The organism is Thermococcus sp. LS2 (genome assembly GCF_012027375.1).
GTDB lineage: Archaea > Methanobacteriota_B > Thermococci > Thermococcales > Thermococcaceae > Thermococcus_B.
Genome location: NZ_SNUI01000001.1, coordinates 203,765 through 222,839 on the forward strand (window position 1 = coordinate 203,765; position 19,075 = coordinate 222,839).

17 protein-coding genes are annotated in these 19,075 nt (G+C 42.2%); 4 read left to right on the forward strand and 13 right to left on the reverse strand.

What is annotated here, in order from left to right; translation table 11 throughout:
- Position 1: 1 nt before the first annotated feature.
- Both E3E24_RS01090 and E3E24_RS01095 read right to left on the reverse strand, forming a co-directional pair.
- Positions 2-1,063, reverse strand: a complete 1,062-nt coding sequence (locus tag E3E24_RS01090; protein ID WP_167886259.1) for an ABC transporter permease — start codon at positions 1,061-1,063, stop codon at positions 2-4.
- A gap of 243 nt (positions 1,064-1,306) precedes the next feature.
- Positions 1,307-4,054, reverse strand: coding sequence for an ABC transporter substrate-binding protein (locus E3E24_RS01095; RefSeq protein ID WP_167886260.1), 2,748 nt, complete (start codon positions 4,052-4,054; stop codon positions 1,307-1,309).
- A gap of 351 nt (positions 4,055-4,405) precedes the next feature.
- On the opposite strand from E3E24_RS01095, the gene E3E24_RS01100 reads away from it, so the two are divergent.
- The 4 genes from E3E24_RS01100 (at position 4,406) to E3E24_RS01115 (ending at position 8,314) form a co-directional block, all read left to right on the forward strand.
- Entirely contained in the window at positions 4,406-5,629 is a 1,224-nt protein-coding gene (locus tag E3E24_RS01100; protein ID WP_167886261.1) for a dihydroorotase, read from the forward strand.
- The gene (locus E3E24_RS01105; protein ID WP_167886262.1) at positions 5,613-6,359 is read left to right on the forward strand and encodes a dihydroorotate dehydrogenase electron transfer subunit; all 747 of its coding nucleotides are present in this window, start codon (positions 5,613-5,615) and stop codon (positions 6,357-6,359) included. Before E3E24_RS01100 ends, E3E24_RS01105 begins: the two co-directional genes overlap by 17 nt.
- A 92-nt stretch (positions 6,360-6,451) precedes the next feature.
- On the forward strand, positions 6,452-7,324 hold the full coding sequence (locus tag E3E24_RS01110; RefSeq protein WP_167886491.1) for a radical SAM protein: 873 nt from the start codon (positions 6,452-6,454) through the stop codon (positions 7,322-7,324).
- A 165-nt stretch (positions 7,325-7,489) separates the two neighbouring features.
- Complete coding sequence (locus E3E24_RS01115; protein ID WP_167886263.1) at positions 7,490-8,314, forward strand: 7-cyano-7-deazaguanine synthase; 825 nt, start codon at positions 7,490-7,492, stop codon at positions 8,312-8,314.
- Here the strand turns inward: E3E24_RS01115 and E3E24_RS01120 are convergent.
- The 11 genes from E3E24_RS01120 to E3E24_RS01170 all read right to left on the reverse strand — a co-directional run bounded on the left by E3E24_RS01120 (position 8,291) and on the right by E3E24_RS01170 (position 19,073).
- Positions 8,291-9,517, reverse strand: coding sequence for an alanyl-tRNA editing protein (locus E3E24_RS01120; protein WP_167886264.1), 1,227 nt, complete (start codon positions 9,515-9,517; stop codon positions 8,291-8,293). The two genes, E3E24_RS01115 and E3E24_RS01120, sit on opposite strands and share 24 nt — an antisense overlap.
- Positions 9,518-9,579: 62 nt before the next feature.
- On the reverse strand, positions 9,580-10,227 hold the full coding sequence (locus tag E3E24_RS01125; RefSeq protein ID WP_167886265.1) for a V-type ATP synthase subunit D: 648 nt from the start codon (positions 10,225-10,227) through the stop codon (positions 9,580-9,582).
- Between the two features lie 28 nt (positions 10,228-10,255).
- On the reverse strand, positions 10,256-11,644 hold the full coding sequence (locus tag E3E24_RS01130) for an ATP synthase subunit B (protein WP_167886492.1): 1,389 nt from the start codon (positions 11,642-11,644) through the stop codon (positions 10,256-10,258).
- 5 nt (positions 11,645-11,649) lie between these two features.
- Entirely contained in the window at positions 11,650-13,407 is a 1,758-nt protein-coding gene (locus E3E24_RS01135; protein ID WP_167886266.1) for an ATP synthase subunit A, read from the reverse strand.
- Between the two features lie 5 nt (positions 13,408-13,412).
- Positions 13,413-13,721 carry a V-type ATP synthase subunit F gene (locus tag E3E24_RS01140; protein WP_167886267.1) on the reverse strand — a complete coding sequence of 103 codons (309 nt, stop codon included), beginning with the start codon at positions 13,719-13,721 and terminating at the stop codon, positions 13,413-13,415.
- Complete coding sequence (locus tag E3E24_RS01145; RefSeq protein WP_167886268.1) at positions 13,718-14,830, reverse strand: V-type ATP synthase subunit C; 1,113 nt, start codon at positions 14,828-14,830, stop codon at positions 13,718-13,720. Before E3E24_RS01145 ends, E3E24_RS01140 begins: the two co-directional genes overlap by 4 nt.
- A gap of 6 nt (positions 14,831-14,836) precedes the next feature.
- Complete coding sequence (locus E3E24_RS01150) at positions 14,837-15,448, reverse strand: V-type ATP synthase subunit E (protein ID WP_167886269.1); 612 nt, start codon at positions 15,446-15,448, stop codon at positions 14,837-14,839.
- Between the two features lie 32 nt (positions 15,449-15,480).
- The gene (locus E3E24_RS01155; RefSeq protein WP_042682046.1) at positions 15,481-15,966 is read right to left on the reverse strand and encodes an ATP synthase subunit K; all 486 of its coding nucleotides are present in this window, start codon (positions 15,964-15,966) and stop codon (positions 15,481-15,483) included.
- A gap of 18 nt (positions 15,967-15,984) precedes the next feature.
- Positions 15,985-17,955, reverse strand: coding sequence for a V-type ATP synthase subunit I (locus tag E3E24_RS01160; protein ID WP_167886270.1), 1,971 nt, complete (start codon positions 17,953-17,955; stop codon positions 15,985-15,987).
- A 1-nt stretch (position 17,956) separates the two neighbouring features.
- On the reverse strand, positions 17,957-18,268 hold the full coding sequence (locus E3E24_RS01165; RefSeq protein WP_167886271.1) for a V-type ATP synthase subunit H: 312 nt from the start codon (positions 18,266-18,268) through the stop codon (positions 17,957-17,959).
- Between the two features lie 118 nt (positions 18,269-18,386).
- Positions 18,387-19,073 carry a TrkA family potassium uptake protein gene (locus E3E24_RS01170; RefSeq protein ID WP_167886272.1) on the reverse strand — a complete coding sequence of 229 codons (687 nt, stop codon included), beginning with the start codon at positions 19,071-19,073 and terminating at the stop codon, positions 18,387-18,389.
- Between the last annotated feature and the right edge of the window lie 2 nt (positions 19,074-19,075).

The following is a 19,075-nucleotide window of genomic DNA, read 5'->3' on the forward strand; positions in this document are numbered from 1 at the left end:
CTCATGTGCTCTGGGATGCACCAACTTTAACTCTTGGATCAAGGTAACCATATGCCAAGTCTGCAAGGATCATGCTTATTAGATAGAGTGCAACTGTAACGAATGTAACACCCATGAGGAGCCTTGTCTCGTTCTGCTGCAAAGCAGTCCAGTAGAGTCTTCCCATTCCTGGCCAGTTGAAAACACCCTCTGTAATGATTGCACCACCAAGAGATCCGAGAAGACTGAATATTGTCATTGTGATGATCGGTGGAGCAGCTGCTCTTAAAGCGTGACCGTAAATTACCTTCCTCTCTGGGACACCCTTAGCTCTTGCAGCCATGATGAAGTCTTCTTGCATTGTACCAATCATGATATTTCTTGTTGTCCATGCCCATCCACCAAAGAGAACGAACACAATTGTTCCAACTGGAAGCACCATATGATACAGGATGTCAGTATAATATGCAAATCCTTCCTTAGGTGGAGTAGATGTCATACCACCACTTGGGAACCAGCCCAATTTGAATGAGAAAATTAGGATTGCAATCATTCCGAACCACCACATTGGTATACTGCTCGTAAGCATTGCAATGATAGAAACTGCTCTGTCCAATGCACTCCCTGCAACTTGTGCTGCCTTAACTCCCAAGAGAAGACCAATCAAAATAACAATTATTTGAGCTGTTGTGAAGAGTAAAACTGTTCTTGGGATTGCTGCAGCAATAATCTTTTTCACATTTGTTTCACCAAATATTGGTGTCTTTGTATTTCCGAAGTTTAAGGTGAGTGTGTCTTTTGTTCTCTCTAAGACCCTAACCCAGAAGGGCTTATCCAGTCCATAAGCATGAATTAATCTGTTGTACTCATTTTGATACCACTGTTGGAATCTTTCGGGATCAGCTGAGAGCTGTTTCATTAACTCGGGATTTGCTCTCAGTTTCATATTTATCTGCTCTTGTATGCTTGATTTTAAGTCTTCTTCTGCAACTTTCGTAAACAAAACTGAAACAAGTAGCGTTACTAATGCCAGCACTAAAAGTGCATTTAACAGCCTAATTGCTAGATAACGACCGTACCCCAAACCTCACACCTCCCTGTTCATATGTGTTCATTCGGGATATTTCTCATTCATCAACATTTTCAATCTTGTAAAACTTTTATATATTTTTCTATAACGGTCGATGAATAACATATTGGGTCAAGAAAGTGCAGTAGTAATCCGGGAATATGAGAACAGTAATACAATATCCCACAGCAACTTTGGCTTAGAAGCACAAATTGCAGAACAAAATTAAATTTAATGAAGAAAAGAAGGAAAGAAAATTCACTTTCTTCTTCTCAAGAGCAGTGGAATCAATGCTAATCCAACAAGGGCTGCTGGACCACAGATTCCACCGCCAGTTGTTGTGGTTGGTGATGGGCTCTCTGATGTGGTGGTTGTTGTAGTTGTTGTGGTTGTAGTGGTTGTTGTCTTTGATGTGATTTCCTTCTTGATGACGACGACCGTCTTCTTGTCTGTGAATGATGTAACGCCCTCCATGAGTCCGCCTTTGACGTAGATGTCGTATCTTCCTGCCTCCCACTTAGCTGTCTCTGATCCTGGAACGACAAGTTCAAATACTCCAGCCTTTGCAAGCTTAGCCTCACCACTGTAGACTATGTTGCCGTTCTCGTCTCTTATCTCAACATAGACGAATCCCTTGTCAGCCGGCTGTGTTCCCTCTGTTGGGTACTCAACGACCATGTTTGCTTTAACCTCAATCTTCAAGTCGTCTCCGGTGAAGACTCTTGTTGGGACGCTGACACCAGCAAGCTCGAGCTTTGCAAGGATGAGCTTCTGCTTCCAGTAGTCAACGCTGAATGGATAGGTTGGGTCTCTAAATGCTTTGAGCTCAACGAAGATCTTATCTGGGTCGTACCTCTCGATATAGAATGGACCGTTGCTGACGACTGCATTGCCGTGAGTGTCAATCCACTTGATGAGTGCGTCGTAGCCTGGTGTTGGATCCTTGACATCGTCAGCAATTGGAGCTGGAACAGCCTTCTTGGCCTTGAGAGCCTCGATAACTTTCTTCAAGTCTGCAACGTGGTCCTTGATGAGCAAGTCGAGCTGTGCAACACCCTCTGCCTCCTCACTGAATGAGTACTTCTGTGAAGCTCCGTACTCTTGTCCCTTTGCAACGAGCTCACCCATTGCATAGAGGAGCTGCCATGGAAGTGTTGGCCAGACAGCGTTGTTTGCAGCGATAACATCGTCAGCGATTGGGTGGATGTAGTCTGTGTAGACTACAATTGTGTCCTCGTCAACGAACTCGTAACCCTTAATCTGGTTAGCGATATCAACGAATGCGTTTGCGATCTTCTCGTCGTAGTATGGATCATCGTCTCCGTTCTTGTATGCCCACTCGTAGTTGAATGCAATTGCATACTTGAAGTCTGCCATTGTCATTGGTGTTCCATCGTGCCAGTTGCCAAGCTTACAGTCGTAGGTGACCTTAGCCTTAGCTTCCTCACCAGCGTGAGCAGCAACCCACTTCTGGAGTGTTGCATTCCAGATAACTGCATCATCTGGGACCTTAATTGGTCCTCTCTCAACCTTGAACTCACATCTGACTGGGATGTATGTTCCAGTTGAGAGGTCTGTAAAGACTGGGTAGTCCCTAACAACTCTCCAGATTGCTGATGCGTAAACGTCGTCAATACCACCAATTGGGTTGAATGCGCTCATGAAGAGTGCACCAGTTGCTGAGTACTCAGCGACGTTAACAACCTTGTCTGGGGTCTCTGCTGTGATCAAGCTCCATCTTGTCCAGAGACCGCTTGAAACGTCCCTTGCAATTGACTTAACTCTGTTCTTGTTAACTGGGAAGTACTCCCAAGTCTCTGCAGTGAACATTCTGATGCTGTCCATTATACCGAGACCCATGCTTATCTTCTGGAGGTCCCAGTACTGGTCAGCATTGCCCTCCTCAAGGACGTACTTCTTGCCGTTGATCTCAACGCTTGTGAGGACGAGAAGCTTTGTAACATCGTCAATTGTCCAGTCGTAGATTTCTTTGAGCTTGTCACCACCATAGTACTTAAGATCGAGTGCCTCAACAGCCTTATCTGGACCGCCAATGTAGTCGATGAAGTCCTTAACTGTGAGGGTTGGCTTGTACTCCCATCCGACTGGAGCTGGAAGCCAGCCATACCAGTCAGCATACCAGAAGGCAGTGTAGTCATCTGGCCACTTGATGTTGACTGTTGAAACCCAACCAGCAGTGTAGAGGTTCCACTCATAGTTCTTTGGATCGCTCAAGTAGACTGTTGATGAAGCCTTTCTTCTGTCCCAGAGAAGCCTCTCAACCTTAAATCCAAGGTACTTCTCAATTAAGTCAGCAACATAGAGACCTTCGTCCTTTCTTCTGTCCTCAATTCTGATGATGAACTTAACTGTGACTGGCTCACCGTTGAAGTACCAGAATCCATCATCCTTCTTCTCAAGCTTGTAGCCCTGCTTTGCCAATTCCTCAGCAGCCTTCTTCATTGCCTCGTCAACCATCTGCTGAGCCTTGGCAATATCAGCTGTAGCTGAAATTCCAAGAGCCTTGTAAACTGGCTCGAAGTATGGGTTTGCACCTGTGCTTGGTCTGATACCGCCGATCATTGGTGCACCTGAACCCTGGAGAATGTTCTGGACAATGTACTGTCTGCTGACGAGCCAGTTCATTGCAAATCTTATCTCTCTAATTGCAAATGGGTTGAAGTACTTCTTATCACCAACTGTGATCAAGTATGGGTTGTCGTCATCATGAACTGGATTCATGGTGATTTCCCAGTAACCGCTTGCTGTCTTAATGAGCTTCAAGTTGTTCAAAACATCTGCTGGCAAGTCTTTGAATTTAGCACCAGAGACTGACCAAAGGAAGATGTCCAAGTCTCCCTTTGCAACGTCAGTGATACCAGTTTCTTCGTTAGTCCTAATTGAAATATAGACTTTGTCAGGGGCAGGCCCCTGCTCTGCTGCAGCTAATGGTCCTAAGAGCATAACAAAAACAAACAACAAGGCCAAAATTCCAGACCTCTTCATGGTTTAGTCCTCCCTCATTTTTTTAAACACTGCTGCATTCCTTAGGGTATAAAGGCATAAGATTATACATGCGATCCCTATTTAAGAGTTACGTTTTTGTAAAACTTTAGAAGCATTTACTGAAAGATCGTAAGCCATTAAATTGAACACAGGCATAGTAACTATTAAACAGAACAATGCGATACTAAATATCCCCCATATAAAAATCTTGAAGCGTATTTTTCTTATCTCTTGAAATGCTTTTGAAAAAATTCTGTAGAAAGCCCAGAAAATCGTCTGAAACCTTGTTTTGTTTAAACCATAACGAAAAACTTAAAAAGATTGGACATTTGACGTTCAAGCGGGCACTTTATGTATGAGCTTGTTCTCAAAGGCAAGTTCTTCATTGAAAATCAAGTTGTAAATGGATACATTGGAGTTGACAATGGTAAAATTACAAAATTCTCGAAAAGTCCTCTTAAGGGAGAAGAGATAATTGAAACAAAGGTTCATGAAGTCATAATGCCCGGAATGATTGATGTTCACGTCCATTTAAGGGATTTTAACCAAAAACACAAGGAAACAGTGAAAAGTGGAACTATGGCAGCTCTTCATGGGGGGATAACAACAGTATTTGACATGCCAAATACAGATCCACCAATAATGACTAAAGAAATTTTTGAAAAAAGAGAGGAGCTGTTCAAGAAAAAATCATACGCAGATTATGCATTGGGGATTTTAATTGCAGGGAATTGTGAAGAAGTTAAGAAAGCAAATGCAGATTTTTACAAGATTTTTATGGGAGCTTCCACAGGAGGAATTTACTCAGAAAATTTTGAAGAGGATTATAAATGCGCCAGCAAAAGGGTTAGTGTCCATGCTGAGGATTATGAGCTAATCCAAAAATTTCCAGAGAGACCCAACATTGTGGAAGTCAAAGCAATTGAAAAAGCTCTGAATGCTAGCAAAAAATTGAAGAAATCCCTCCACATATGCCACGTCTCTACAAAAGAAGGATTAAAGAGAATTTTGGAAGAAAGTCTTCTATGGATAAGCTTTGAAGTTACTCCCCATCATCTATTTCTAACAAAAAACGACTTCGAAAAAAATCCTCTCTTGAAAGTGTATCCCCCATTAAGAAGTAAGGAAGATGTCAGATATCTTTGGCAGAACTTCAAAAAAATCCCAATTGTTGCAAGCGACCATGCCCCTCACACTTTAGATGAAAAAGAAGAAGGTGCAGCAGGGTTACCAGGATTAGAGACAGAATTAGCCCTTCTTTTGACAGCACACAATAAAGGCATGGTTTCCCTTTGGGATATAATTGAAAAAACATCTCTAAATCCAGCTAAGATTTTTGGAATAAAGAACAAAGGTTTCGAAGTAGGGAAAGACGCTGATTTAATAGTTGTGAACTTAAAAGAAGAGTGGAAAGTTGAACCTGAAGAGTTTTATACAAAAGCAAAATGGAGTCCATTTGAAGGATGGAAGTTGAAAGGAAAGGTTAAGATGACTCTGCTTAGAGGAAAAGTTGTTATAGAAGACGATGAAATCGTAGGAAAGCCAAGGGGGGAGAGAATTGTTATTGAGAGTTGAACTGAGTGAAGTGTGGGAAGAAGCCAAGAACATTAAAGCGTTCCGCTTTAGTAGAGAACTTGATTTCGTCCCAGGACAATTTATAATGGTCTGGCTTCCAGGCTTTGGGGAAAAGCCGTTCAGCTTAGCTGATAAGGACCTAATCCTCGTAAAGATAGTTGGAGCATTTACATCAAAAATGTTTGAGCTGGAAGAAGGAGATTACATTTGGATTCGCGGTCCTTATGGAAAAGGGTTTGAGCCAAAAGGCAAGAACATTGGAGTGATTGCTGGTGGAATTGGAATTCCCCCGCTGTATGCTCTTGCAAAGCATTATAGAGGGCATTTTGAGAGAATCACTTTGATTTATGGAGCTAGAAGTAAAGATGAATTTGCACTGCTCGACATTGAGAATTATGTTGACGAAATTATTCTAACAACTGACGATGGAAGCTTAGGAGTTAAAGGCTTTCCAACGGATTTTTTAGCAGAGAGAAAGGATGAATTTGACTATGTTTATACTTGCGGTCCCGAAATTATGATGGCAAAAGTCCTCGAAATTATGAACTTTAAGAACGTTCAAGTTTCAGCTGAGAGGTATATGAAGTGCGGAATTGGTGTCTGTGGAAGCTGTGCTCTTGGGGAGTACCTAGTATGCAGAGATGGACCTGTGTTTTATGGAGAACAGCTCAAGAACACAGAGCTTGGAAAATTCAAGAGACTGCCAGATGGGAGGATTGCTAAGCTTTAACTATTTTTGTCCAATTAACTTTTTAATACTATCACAAACTCTCTTTTAAGGTGAGAAAAGTGAAGTACACTTGGGAAGAATTCGCGAGAAAAATGGGGATTGAAGTCGAGAGACTGGAAAATAAAGAAGCTAGAGAGCTAAAGAAGTTTGTCGATGAGCTGATAGCTCCAACTCACTGTCAGTTTTGTCAAGGGTTAGATTTAAGCATTGATAATCCCGTCCATCATCCTTCTTACGAGCTGACTCCAGCATGCAATCACGACTGCATCTTCTGTTATTCAAATGTGGCTGTAAAATTGGGAAAAGCACCAAAGCCCGGTTACTATGGCTGGGAAAATCCAAAAGCAATAACAATTTCTCAGTATGGAGAGCCTTTGCTCTCACCAAGAATTGTTGAAGTTAATAAGATGCTCCGTGAAAGATTTCCAGAGGCTAGGTTGGACTTGCAAACTAATGGGAGTCTTCTAACGGAGGAGCTCTGGCAAAGGCTTGATTTCGATTTAGTTATGATAAGCTTAGATGCCGCAAGCAGAGAAAAGCACAGGATGATTACGAATGCTGACACTTTTGATAAAGTTGTAAATGCCCTCAAAATAGTTGGTTCTGATAAATCTGTTCGTTCAATTGTGAGGACAATCTTTATGCCAGGGATAAATGATGAGGACATTCCAAAGATTGCTGAGCTAGCGGCTTCACTTGGAGTTGATGAAATGATGCTCCAGCCTTTAACGATACACAAGCTGAATGAAGAAAGACTAAAAAGAGCGGGTTTAGATTTTGAGAGGGCTGAAAGTGTTAGGGAGCTACTCAAAGTAGCGATGGAAGCTAAAAAATACATAGATGTCAGGATAAGCGGCTGTTTATTAGTTCAATTAAAGCATATGGACGCTTTAACATTATACAACGTTTACAAAGTTTCAAGAGAAGTCGCACCTTTGGTTAAAAGGGAGAGAAGAGAAGTTTAACTTTTTGAAGGCGTATTTCTTGGTGAAACGTATGGGGACGGTTTTTATTTTTATAGCCCTCTAATTCCCCTAAGGGACGAAATCTCAGTTGTGTTTTTATTTGCTGGAAAAGGGTCTCAAAGATTCAGAAGATAACCTTTTAAACTCCCATTCTTTCTTCCTATCATGCTCACATGCTCACTCTGCATAAACAACGAAAAAACTTCAAAAATTGAAATTATTGCTGGAAAACACATCTGCAAAGAATGCTTAGTTTATCTCAAGCACAAGCCAGATAGGGGTAAAATTAGGGCTGAGTTGGATGAGCTTATGAAGAGTGTTGATAAAGCAATTGTGGCTTTTTCTGGCGGAAAAGACAGCACAGTTGCGCTTTATTTAGCCAAAGATGTTTACAAGGTTCCAGAACTTGAAGCAGTCATGATTGACCACGGTTTTATGGCAAAGGAAGCAATTGAAAATGCCAAAAGGATAGCAGAATATCTGGATGTGCAATTTACAATTCTGCGATATGATTATTCAGACATCTTCCGTGAAGCTCTCTTAAAGGCCCAATCTCCATGTAGGAGATGCTCAAAGAGGACTATGGAAAAGCTGAGAAAGTATGCACTGAAGAAAGAGGTTAAATACATAATCACAGGTCACGAATTACCTTTTGGCCATTATCCCTACCGCTTAATGTCTGGCGGGATAGTTCAGATTAGGCTTTTGAGCTTGATGAGCGAAAGCGAGAGATTTGAAATTCTGAAAAAGCTACCTTTTGAGTTTCCCAAGTTAGCTGGATATACAACGAACTGCCTCATCTTAGGTCCAGCCTTGGAGAGGTACTATGAAAAACACGGCTTCAGCTTTGAGCATAGGAGAATAGCAGCTTTGGTTAGGTATGGGCTTTTAGACAAAGAGAAAGCTTTGGAAAAAGTGAAAAAGCCAGAGATTCCAGAAGAGATAAAGAGAGAGGTCTACGAGCGTTTAAACTTGAAGGAGCCGCTTTAATTTTTCCTTAGCAATCTCAAGCACTTTCTCTGGTTCAACCTTAAATCCTCCGCCTTTAGCTAAAACTTCACTGCCTCCCCCACCGCCACTTGTTTCCTTGAGGACTTCCCTCAAAAGCTCCTTCATTGAAACACCTTCAACACCTCTGTTCTTTGCAAATATCACATAGTTCCTCCCAACAACTAAAGCAATTGTGTTTGGATTCTTATCTACCAAATAGACCACAAAAGCTTGGGCATCTTTCATATCAAGCTCCTCAACCGTGCTAACGATTTTAATTCCCTTAACTTCTTCAGATTCCTTTAAAAGTGCTTTAGCCTTCCACTCCCACACCTCTAGTCTTAAAGCCTTCTTCTCCTCTTCAAGCTTCTCAATCTCGCTTTTAAGTTCCCTAACCCTCTCAACTAGGGGCCTGTTCTTATTTGGCATCTCATCTAAGCTTCTCCAGTAATCCTTCAAAAGATCACCCAAATACCTCAAAGCTCTATTCCCACAGACAAACTCAATGCGCCAAATGTTTTTGCTCTTCTTGTAGAAGTTCACAACTTTAATAAAGCCGACTTCTCCCGTGCTTTTTACATGAGTTCCCCCACAAGGAATTACATCAACACCAGGAATCCTGACAATCCTTATTGGGGGCTTGACCTTATCAGAAAGATCTTTTCGGAGCTGGTTTCTTAAATCCTCAGGAAGCTTATCGTAAAACTCAATTTCAACGGGCAAATCTCTGCGGACGATTTCATTAGCCCTAATCTCAGCCTTTAAAATATGCTCCCAAGTCAGCTTTCCATCAAAATCAATCTCAATCTTGTTGTAGTTTTCAAAAATCTGAAAGCCCGTCGTGTTGCTGTCATACAAATCTTTTAGAACTGCTGAGAGAATGTGCTGACCCGTATGCTGCTTCATGTTTTCGTATCTCCACTCCCAGTCGAGCTCAAGCTCAACTTCTTCTCCAGCCTTTGGTTCCCTGCCTTTTAAAGTTCCCTCGTGCCAAATCTCATCTTTGCCGTAAACCTTTTCTACTCTAATCTCAAAGCCATCTCCCTTAATAATCCCTCTATCGCTTGGCTGACCACCACCCTCTGGATAGAAAATCGTTCTGTCGAGCTTGAGCTTGATTCTATCCCCCTTAAATTCAAGAGCGTCAATTCTCGCTTTTGCTTCCTTGAGATAAGCGTCATCATAAAAGAGCCTAGCTGTCATGTAATCACCCAACAGAAATAGAAAGCGGGCAGTATAAAAATATTGTCAAATGCAGAGAAAAACTACTCAGCCTCAGCTCTTGCCTCAAGGATTGCTTTAACCCTCTTAAGCCTGAAGAAGTTTTCCCTCTCCATCTCATCCAAGTGTTGGCTGATAAACTTTACAGTCGCTTGCATTCTCGGAATTATGATGTACTCAAGGGCATTAACTCTTCTCTTCGTCTTCTCAATTTCCTTTGCCAATCTTTTGAGAGTCTCCTCAACTTCGGCTAAGCGAACCGCTAACTCCAAAACTTCTTCAAACTTCTCCGCTGCCAAATCAACCCTTGGAGAGCTTGCAACAAACGTGTATCCTCTTTCGTCTGGCTTTCTCTTGAAGGATTCTGCCTCAATCAGCGGCACTGAAACACCCATGATGTTTCTCTTCCTTATCTCAACTTCCTTGTTTGGCTTAACACCGAGAGCAATTTCCTTAAGTCTGAGCAGACCAACATCAATCTCAGCTAAGCGTAAAGCTTCAAAGGCTTCTTCTATCTTTTGGTTAAGCTCTCTCCTCAAGTTCAACGCTTCATCATAAATTGTAAAAAACTCCATAATTAAGGCATCCTGCTTCTCCTTGAGAAGCTTATGTCCCTTCTCTGCAAGCTTAATGCGCCTTTTTAGTTTGAGCAACTCCATACGGGTTGGCTTGACTTTAAGTATCTCTGACATCTTGGCTCACCCCAAGAAAATAATGGAATCAAGAGGAGCGCCTGTACTTTGGATGATACTTCTTGATGTACTTTGGCTCAATTCTCTTAAGCTCGCTTTCTGGAAGCATTGCAAGTAATTCCCAACCAAGGTCAAGTGTTTCCTCAATGCTTCTGTCTTCATCGTATGCTTGAGCAACGAATTCCTTCTCAAATCTGTCAGCAAAGGCTAAGTACTTTCTATCGGTCTCAGATAATGCTTCTTCACCAACGACAGCCACTAAATCTCTTAAGCTTCTACCTTCAGCGTAAGCTGCATAGAGCTGCTGTGAAAGCTGTGGGTGGTCTTCTCTCGTTCTTCCCTTACCGATACCGTCCTTCATGAGTCTTGAAAGTGAAGGTAGAACGTCTATTGGTGGGTAGATGCCTTTTCTGTGTAGATCTCTACTGAGAACTATCTGGCCCTCTGTAATGTAACCTGTCAAGTCTGGAATTGGGTGAGTTATGTCGTCGTCGGGCATTGTGAGAATTGGCATCTGGGTAATGCTTCCCTTCTTTCCTCTAACTCTACCTGCTCTCTCGTAAATTGTTGCCAAGTCAGTGTAGAGGTAACCTGGATAACCTCTTCTTCCTGGAACTTCCTCTCTTGCTGCTGAAATTTCACGCAAAGCCTCACAGTAGTTCGTCATATCTGTAAGGATTACCAAAACCTGCATGTCGTAGTCGAAAGCTAAGTATTCGGCAACTGTGAGGGCCATTCTTGGAGTAATGATTCTCTCGATAGCTGGGTCGTCTGCTAAGTTGAGGAACAACACAGCTCTCTCAATTGCACCTGTCTCTTCAAAACTCTTTTTGAAGAAGTTAGCTTCCTCGTATGTAATACCCATTGCAGCGAAGACGACAGCGAACTGCTCCTCCTCACCTAAAACCTTTGCCTGCCTTGCTATCTGTGCAGCTAATTTGTTGTGTGGTAAACCGCTACCGCTGAAGATTGGCAGCTTTTGACCTCTAACGAGTGTGTTCATTCCATCTATGGCAGAAACACCTGTTTGAATGAAGTCTCTTGGATAAGCTCTCGCGACTGGATTGAGAGGAGCACCGTGAACGTCTCTCCTGTCCTCTGGAATTATCTCTGGACCTCCATCAATGGGCTTACCAATACCGTTGAATATTCTACCGAGCATGTCCATTGAAACTGGGACTTTCAGCGTTTCACCAGTGAACCTTACGTGGGTTGTCTTAACGTCCAAATCTCTTGTTCCCTCGAAAACCTGAACAATTGCCATATCTTCCCTTGCTTCCAGCACTTGACCTTTTCTCTTTTCCCCGCTCTCTGTCTCTATCTCAACGACTTCACCGTAAGCTACTCCTTTGACTCCCTGAACAATCATGAGAGGACCGTAAATCTTGCTAATTGTTGAGTACTCCTTTCCTGACATCTCAATCACGCTCCATACTTCTTAAAGAGTTCTCCAAACTGCTCTTTTGTCTCATCTATAAGCTTGGCAATCTCATCAACGTTAGGCTCAAACTTCATTCTACCGATTTTCTCTCTTACTGGAAGCTTTGCAATCTCTTCAACCGGTATTCCTCTGTCAATTGCCTGCATGGTGTAGTCATAGAAGTTGAGTATAACGCGCATCATTGTAACCTGCTTCTTTGGTGGACAGTAGGTATCAACTTCATGGAAGGCATCTTGCTGGAGGTAGTCCTCTCTGAGCATCCTTGCAACCAGTAAAATGGCTCTCTCCCTGTCTGGCAGAGCATCTGGACCTACAATTCTGACAATCTCCTGGAGTTCAGCCTCTTTCTGGAGGAGCTTCATTGCAGTGTCTCTCATCTCTTTCCACTCTGGGTCAACGTTCTGGTGCCACCAGTCTTTGATTGAGTCAACATAAAGTGAGTAGCTCATAAGCCAGTTGATTGCTGGGAAGTGTCTTCTTCTAGCTAAGTCAGCATCCAGTGCCCAGAAGACCTTGACAACTCTCAATGTGTTCTGGACTACTGGCTCTGAGAAGTCACCACCGGGTGGTGAGACAGCTCCGATAACTGAAACGCTCCCAACCCTGTAGTCGCTTCCCAACGTTACAACTCTACCTGCTCTCTCGTAAAATTCAGCAATTTTTGAAGCTAAATATGCTGGATAACCCTCCTCACCTGGCATTTCTTCCAATCTACCGGAGATTTCTCTCAAAGCCTCAGCCCATCTGCTAGTTGAGTCTGCCATCAAAGCTACGTCATAACCCATGTCTCTGAAGTACTCTGCGATTGTAATTCCGGTGTAAATTGAAGCCTCTCTAGCTGCGACAGGCATGTTCGAGGTGTTTGCAATTAAAACCGTTCTCTCCATCAATGGCTTTCCACTTCTTGGGTCTTTGAGCTTTGGAAACTCCTCAAGAACATCTGTCATCTCGTTACCTCTCTCACCGCAACCGATATAAACTACGACCTGAGCGTCACTCCACTTTGCTAGCTGGTGCTGTGTAACGGTCTTTCCACTTCCGAAAGGACCAGGAATTGCCGCAGTTCCACCCTTGGCTTGTGGGAAGAATGTGTCAATTGTTCTCTGACCGGTGATGAGCGGAACCTCTGGAGGAAGCTTTTCTTTGTAGGGTCTCTTCTTTCTGACGGGCCACTTCTGATACATCTTAAGCTCCTTAATCTCTCCACTCGGTGTCTTTACCTTTGCGATAACTTCCTCAATTGTATAATCTCCTTCCTCAGCAATCTCAACAATCTCTCCCTCAATCCCAGGAGGAACCATTATTTTGTGGACGATTAAGCTCGTCTCTGGAACTTCACCAAGAATGTCTCCACCAACTACTTTATCACCAACCTTAACTCTTGGAGTGAAGTGCCACTTCTTGTCCCTTGGTAAGGCTGGAGCTGTCAAACCTCTTGCAATGAAATCACCACTTTTCTCTCTAAGAACTTCAAGTGGTCTCTGAATACCATCATAAATCGAAGTCAGCAAACCGGGACCGAGTTCAACGCTAAGTGAAGCTCCTGTTCCAATAACGGGTTCTCCAGGCTTAAGGCCAGCAGTTTCCTCATAAACCTGGATGACAGCTTTATCGCCCTCTAAACGGATAATTTCTCCTATCAGACCAAGTTCGCCAACTCTAACGACCTCATACATCCTTGCTCCTCTCATGTCGTCAGCAACGACCAGAGGTCCAGCAACTCTAATTATCCTTCCCATTTTCTTCACCTCTTTAGCTCAACACCAATTGCTTTTCTTACAATTTCCCTCAGCTGTTCTTCACCAAAGACTGAACCAAACTTATCGGGAATTTGAAGGATGATTGGAAACGTCACATCAGGAATCCCAATTCTCTGAGCTAAGCGCTCAGTGATTAATATTATACCAACATCTTCCCTCTCTATAAGCTCTTTTAACTTATTCTTTGCTCTTTCATTTTCTAGTGGAGTTTCTTCAAAAGAATAAACTTCATGGACTCCAGCAAGCTTAAAGCCCAATGCAGTGTCTCTATCACCCATTAAAACTATCTTCATGGCAGTTCACCTACAATAGCTTTTATGCTCTCTGGCTTGATTCTGTCTTCAATAAGCTTCGCTATTGCCTTGAGCTTTCTTATTTCGCTCTCCTTTGCGAGGATGTAGTTTAGCGGAATTGCAACGCTTAATGGGTAGAATCTTGTCAACTCGTTGATTTTCCTCTTTATGTATCTCTCAAATGCTTTGTTAAATGCGTCCAAATCGCCGCTTTCAAGGCCTTCCCTTACCTCCCTGAGAACTTCATTGTATTTCGTTGAATCAAGCTCAGCCAATGCCATGCTAAGGTCTTCAACGTGCATTAGAGTATCCAGGGTTCTTTGGTTTAAGCTGCCTCCCGGGATTAGGAAAGGCCTTATTTTATCAGCGCCCAAACCATGGAGCTTTGCTCTCAAAATTGTCATCAGGTTTATCTTGTCAATTTTGAGCTTAACGAATTCCTCAAGGATTTTTCTCTCTTCATCTTTTCTTGACTGTGCATATCTCAGCAGCTTTGCATAATGCATTTTGTAAAGCTCTGTTTCAAACTCTTCGACAGTAATTTCTTTAAGGAGGAGTCTCTGATAAACTTCCTCATATTCCGTTCCCTCAAGGATGACAAGAATTTCCTCCATGGTTTTAGCTTCAGCCATTGCTTTAATTCTCTCAACCATGGTTCCAAGCTCTGCTATGTAATCCCTTGCAACCTCACCATAGAGCTTGGCCTTAACAACAGCGGCTATATTCCTAATGTCCCACTCTTCAAGGAGAAGCCTAAAGAAGGGATTAACTCTTTTAGGCAAAATCTTAAACATTAAATTGTAAGTATCTGCAAGGGCCTCATCAAATGCTCTATCAATTGTTTCAACAGTATATACCGAGAGCTTACCCAAATAGGGCTTATAGTCGCTATCTTCAAGGTTCATTACAAAATTGTTTAGGGTTTTTGATTCCGCAAGCTCATTAAATCTCTGCTCAGTAAAAAGCCTGGCTTCCATAGCCCTAATCCTTGCATTTGGGTAGGAATATGGAGTGTATTTATAGACAATCGAGCCTGTCTTGTAAGCTATCCATGTGAAAACCACTGCAAGGGTTGTGTCTAAGATGCCAGTTATTGTGCTAATTTCCACTTTCCATCACCCAAAGAGCACTTTAGCAATTCTTGACCTAAGCTCACTTTCTAAACGCTCAATTCTAGCCTCAAATGTGTTGTCAACTCTGATTGTCCTATCAGCATTCTCAACCAAAACTCCACCGATGGTTTCAATTTTGTCTCCAAGTTCAATGCTCATCTCTCTACCTGTCTTCTCATTCAAAAATGTCTTAATCTCGTCGATTTTCTCAGCTATTAACTGCAAAGTTGCCTCGTTTGAGCTAACTCTAATCTTATCTTCGCCGAGTTCCTTAACAGCCTGAAGCATTAGGTCCTTGACAACCTCAAAGTACTCATCCTTTGGAAGAGCTGCCAGTCTCTCTTTGAGGCTCTTAAGAACTTCGTTTATCAACTCCTCTTGAAGAGCCAGCCTTTTCTTTCTAATTTCGAGCTTAGCATTTGCTACAATCCTCTGCTTTTCTATTTCAGCTTGTGTTTGTGCTTTTCTCAAAATCCACTCTGCTTTAGCTCTAGCTCTTTTTTCTGCTTCTGCTTTAATTTCCTCAGCTTGCTTCTCTGCTTCGCTTAGAATATACCTTATCTTCTGCTCTGCCTCTCTGTTTATCTCCTCGATGATCAGCTTTGCTCCTTCCATTGCTCTGCCTCCCTAAAGGAAAGTTAAGGGGCTCAGAAGCCCACTCCTGTAACTATCAATATCAAAGCACCAACAAGACCGAAGATTGCCATTGTCTCAGCCATAGCGGCAAAGATGATACCCTGTGTGAAAGTCTTGGGGTTCTTTGCAACTGCACCAATACCTGCTGAGGCTATGATACCCTGCGGGATAGCTGAAAGACCTGTGAGACCAACTGTAAGACCAGCTCCTAAGAGAATTGCGCTCTTAATGATGTTTTCCTGAGTTGCCGCGGCAAATTTGAAGCTTCCACCAAGTATTCCTGAGACTAGTGCTATGAGGAACAGTGTAATCAAACCGTAAATGCTCTGTGTCATTGGAAGACCTTCAAGTATCAAAGCATTTTTGAAGTTCTTTTCATCCTCTGCAACTGCACCAGCTGCAGCAGCACCAGCTATACCGACACCAAATGATGATGCTGCACCAGCTATACCTGCTGCCAATGCCATTCCCAAAGCAACATAAACTATTGGATCCATTTTTCAACACCTCCTACCTCAAATTTCGAGTTCCGAAACTTCCCTTCTTGATTTGAAAGGCTCAAACCTTTTGCCTTCTCCAGAGTAAAATGTTCCGAAAAATTCAACATAGTGCAAACGGAGAGCGTGAACGAAAGCTCCCAAGGCATTTATTGCCGTTGAGAATATCTGTCCTCCAATGAAGACAATCAAACCAACAGCAATGCCAAGAGGAACTGGGCCTATCTTCAGACCCCATATCATCTGAACAATTATGTTGATGACCATGGCAATTCCCGACGTTGCCAGAGCTAGTGCCATTAATCTTGCATAGCTGAGCCAGTTTCCGACAAAGCCGAAGAAGTCAGAGATTATCATTAATATTGCCAAAGCTCCGTTTCTAAGCTCACTGAGGACAAATAGGACTAGCCCAATGCCAAATAATGCTTCAGCTGCAATTAATGGAACCATTCCTGCCAAGGAAAGTGCAAATAATGCTGTACCAAGGATTATAAACATCCAAGTGAGTTGATCGAGTACTGCATCTTTTATTTCACCGTTTTTGATTTTGACTATGAAGCCCACTGTGTATCCTATGAACAAGTGCATGAGACCTATTGCTAAAGAAATTTCAAGGACCATTAATGCATCTCTCATTGCATCAAGTTTCCTCCACACATGGAACCCTGCAAGGTCAAGAGCATTTCCAAAGTAGCTGCCAAAGAATATTCCCATGAGCATAGTGAAGAAGGAACTCCAAAGCAAGATATTTGCAAATTTCCAGGTTCCATCTTGGAGATGCTTGTGGCCTTTGACCAACAACGCGGCTATTATTCCTATCAGCAGACCGTACATGAAGTCCGTGAGCATGAAGCCGAAGAAGAATGAATATGTAAAGGCTAAAATCGGTGTTGGGTCAATTTCATTGTACTTCGGAACTCCAAACATCTCTGTGAGCATCTCAAAAGGCGCTATAAGCTTTGGATTCCTAAGTTTGATTGGAATGTCGTCAAGCTCTTCTTTAGTTGGCTCCTTGATGTTGATGTAGACTTTACCTTCTGTAACTCTCTTTATGCCTTCCACAACCCTTGGAACATCTCTTCTTGGAAGCCAGCCAAGTAGAGCAAAGGTCATGTTGGTTCTGGCGAGATGACTAAGAATGTTTGCTTTGTCTCTCTCGTTTTCCATTAGCTCCTGATAGAAAACTATGTCGTCATAATACTTTCTCGCAAGCTCTTTTGCTTCTTTCTCTGCTTCTGCCAACTCTTTCTCCTTTTCAACTAACTGATGCTTGTATTCCCTTATGACTTCTCCTGGAGTACCCTTCCCTTCTGGAACCTCTATGCGTTCAAAAGCATACTTAGCCAACACTGGATTTGCCTTGTCATAATCTTTCTTGAGGATAGCAAACACAACCAAATACCTAGCCTTAAACTCCTTTGAAACATAAGCAACTTTGCCTTCAAGAGTTTTTGTTAATTCCTCTACAAGATGGGTATATTTATCTCTGTCAACAAAGCCAACAACGATCTCAATCTTTTCGGTAGGTCTCAGATATGAGACATCAATGTTCAAAGCGGATAAAAGCTCAAGAACAGCTATGTTGTTCTTTATCCTCTCTATCTCGGTGTTAATCGAGCTTATCTTGCCCTCAACTTGCTTGATTTGAGGCTCAACTTCCTCTAAAAACTTTTCAACTTCTTTCACAAGGTCTTCAATGCTCCTGTACTTGTATTTCCTCTTTGATATCATCGGCGGGAAGAAGAACTCCTTAATGCCGCCTTTTTTCTCCTCCCTATATCCTTTGAGAAAATCGACCAAACGGGAAATGCTTATGCTGTAAGAAGTTGCTTTTCGATAAAACTCATTGGGAACATCTTTTTGAGCTATTTTAACATCAAGCTCCCTTATTTCGACTACACCTTCTTCATGAAGGTACGTCAAAAGCTTATCCTTATATCTATTAATGCTTATAAGTTCAATTTTAACCATCTCTTCGGGCTTAAACATTTCAGCCCCCTCTTATGAGTTTTATGCCCTCATCAATAGCTTTCTCAAAGTTTTCAGTTGCTCTCACTTTAAGCTCTTCAAGCTCTTTATTCCCTTCCTCAATGAGCTTGTTAGCTTCAATTTCACCTTCTTTCTTCTTATCCTCAATTATCATTCTTGCTTTCTCTTCAGCCTCAGCAATTATTTTACTCTCAAGCTCTCTTGCCTCTTCCTTTGCTTTTTGAACAATGAGCTTTGCCTCTTCCTTTGCTTTTTCAATCCTCTCCTCTGCTTCCTTTTCAGCTTCAACGATTTGCTTAATTACTTCCTCCATGAGCATCATCTCCCGATGATGGGTGAAAATGAGGTTCATCTTTGGCTAGTCTAATTGGTTTAAATAGTTTATGCTCGTATAATATGACATAATGTCGAAAAAAGAAAGGAAAAAAGAATTATTCTTCACTCTTTTTCCTTTCGAGAAGAGATTTGATTTCTTTAAGGACATTATTCTTAGCAAATATAACAATTTGTCCTTTCTTTGGAAGTTTAGTGTCACCAGATGGAATAATTAGATTGCCTTTCTCATCGTAAATTGCAACTATGAGGGCATCTTTTGGAAGACCAAGGTCCTTCACAACTTTTTCAGCAACTTCACTGTTCTCGTCAATTTGGAATTGAACAATTTCCGCCCCTTCTTTTGGGAATATGACCCTGTTGAAGCCTGGAGTAACTATGCTCCTGAAAATATAGTTCGCTGCTATCTCCTCTGGACTTATAACGAAGTCAAAGTATCTCTTGAGGTCTTCAACCCTCTCAAAGACCTCTTTATTCTTTGGATTGCTGACTCTCAAGATTGTAGTAACTTTTGGATTCAAATGCTTTGCTAAAATACAAGCAAGGAGATTTGCATCGTCCCTTCCAGTTAAGGCCGCAAACGCATCAGCCTGCTTTATATTCGCCTCTTCAAGAGTTTTTTGGTCAGTTGCATCACCTTCAATGACGAGACCATTAATTAAAAGAGAGAGCTCCTTGGCTCTCTCCTTGTTCATTTCAATTATTGTAACATCGTCCCCATTCGCTTCAAGCATTTTTGCAACTAAATATCCAACCCTGCCTGCCCCCATTATCACAACAAACATCA

Bases quoted from the DNA above. Each gene is read 5' to 3' on its own strand.
- E3E24_RS01095 (WP_167886260.1), bottom strand. From the start codon at position 4,054: ATGAAGAGGTCTGGAATTTTGGCCTTGTTGTTTGTTTTTGTTATGCTC.
- E3E24_RS01100 (WP_167886261.1), top strand. From the start codon at position 4,406: ATGTATGAGCTTGTTCTCAAAGGCAAGTTCTTCATTGAAAATCAAGTT.
- E3E24_RS01110 (WP_167886491.1), top strand. From the start codon at position 6,452: ATGGGGATTGAAGTCGAGAGACTGGAAAATAAAGAAGCTAGAGAGCTA.
- E3E24_RS01115 (WP_167886263.1), top strand. From the start codon at position 7,490: ATGCTCACATGCTCACTCTGCATAAACAACGAAAAAACTTCAAAAATT.
- E3E24_RS01120 (WP_167886264.1), bottom strand. From the start codon at position 9,517: ATGACAGCTAGGCTCTTTTATGATGACGCTTATCTCAAGGAAGCAAAA.
- E3E24_RS01125 (WP_167886265.1), bottom strand. From the start codon at position 10,227: ATGTCAGAGATACTTAAAGTCAAGCCAACCCGTATGGAGTTGCTCAAA.
- E3E24_RS01130 (WP_167886492.1), bottom strand. From the start codon at position 11,644: ATGTCAGGAAAGGAGTACTCAACAATTAGCAAGATTTACGGTCCTCTC.
- E3E24_RS01135 (WP_167886266.1), bottom strand. From the start codon at position 13,407: ATGGGAAGGATAATTAGAGTTGCTGGACCTCTGGTCGTTGCTGACGAC.
- E3E24_RS01140 (WP_167886267.1), bottom strand. From the start codon at position 13,721: ATGAAGATAGTTTTAATGGGTGATAGAGACACTGCATTGGGCTTTAAG.
- E3E24_RS01150 (WP_167886269.1), bottom strand. From the start codon at position 15,448: ATGGAAGGAGCAAAGCTGATCATCGAGGAGATAAACAGAGAGGCAGAG.
- E3E24_RS01155 (WP_042682046.1), bottom strand. From the start codon at position 15,966: ATGGATCCAATAGTTTATGTTGCTTTGGGAATGGCATTGGCAGCAGGT.
- E3E24_RS01160 (WP_167886270.1), bottom strand. From the start codon at position 17,955: ATGTTTAAGCCCGAAGAGATGGTTAAAATTGAACTTATAAGCATTAAT.
- E3E24_RS01165 (WP_167886271.1), bottom strand. From the start codon at position 18,268: ATGGAGGAAGTAATTAAGCAAATCGTTGAAGCTGAAAAGGAAGCAGAG.
- E3E24_RS01170 (WP_167886272.1), bottom strand. From the start codon at position 19,073: ATGTTTGTTGTGATAATGGGGGCAGGCAGGGTTGGATATTTAGTTGCA.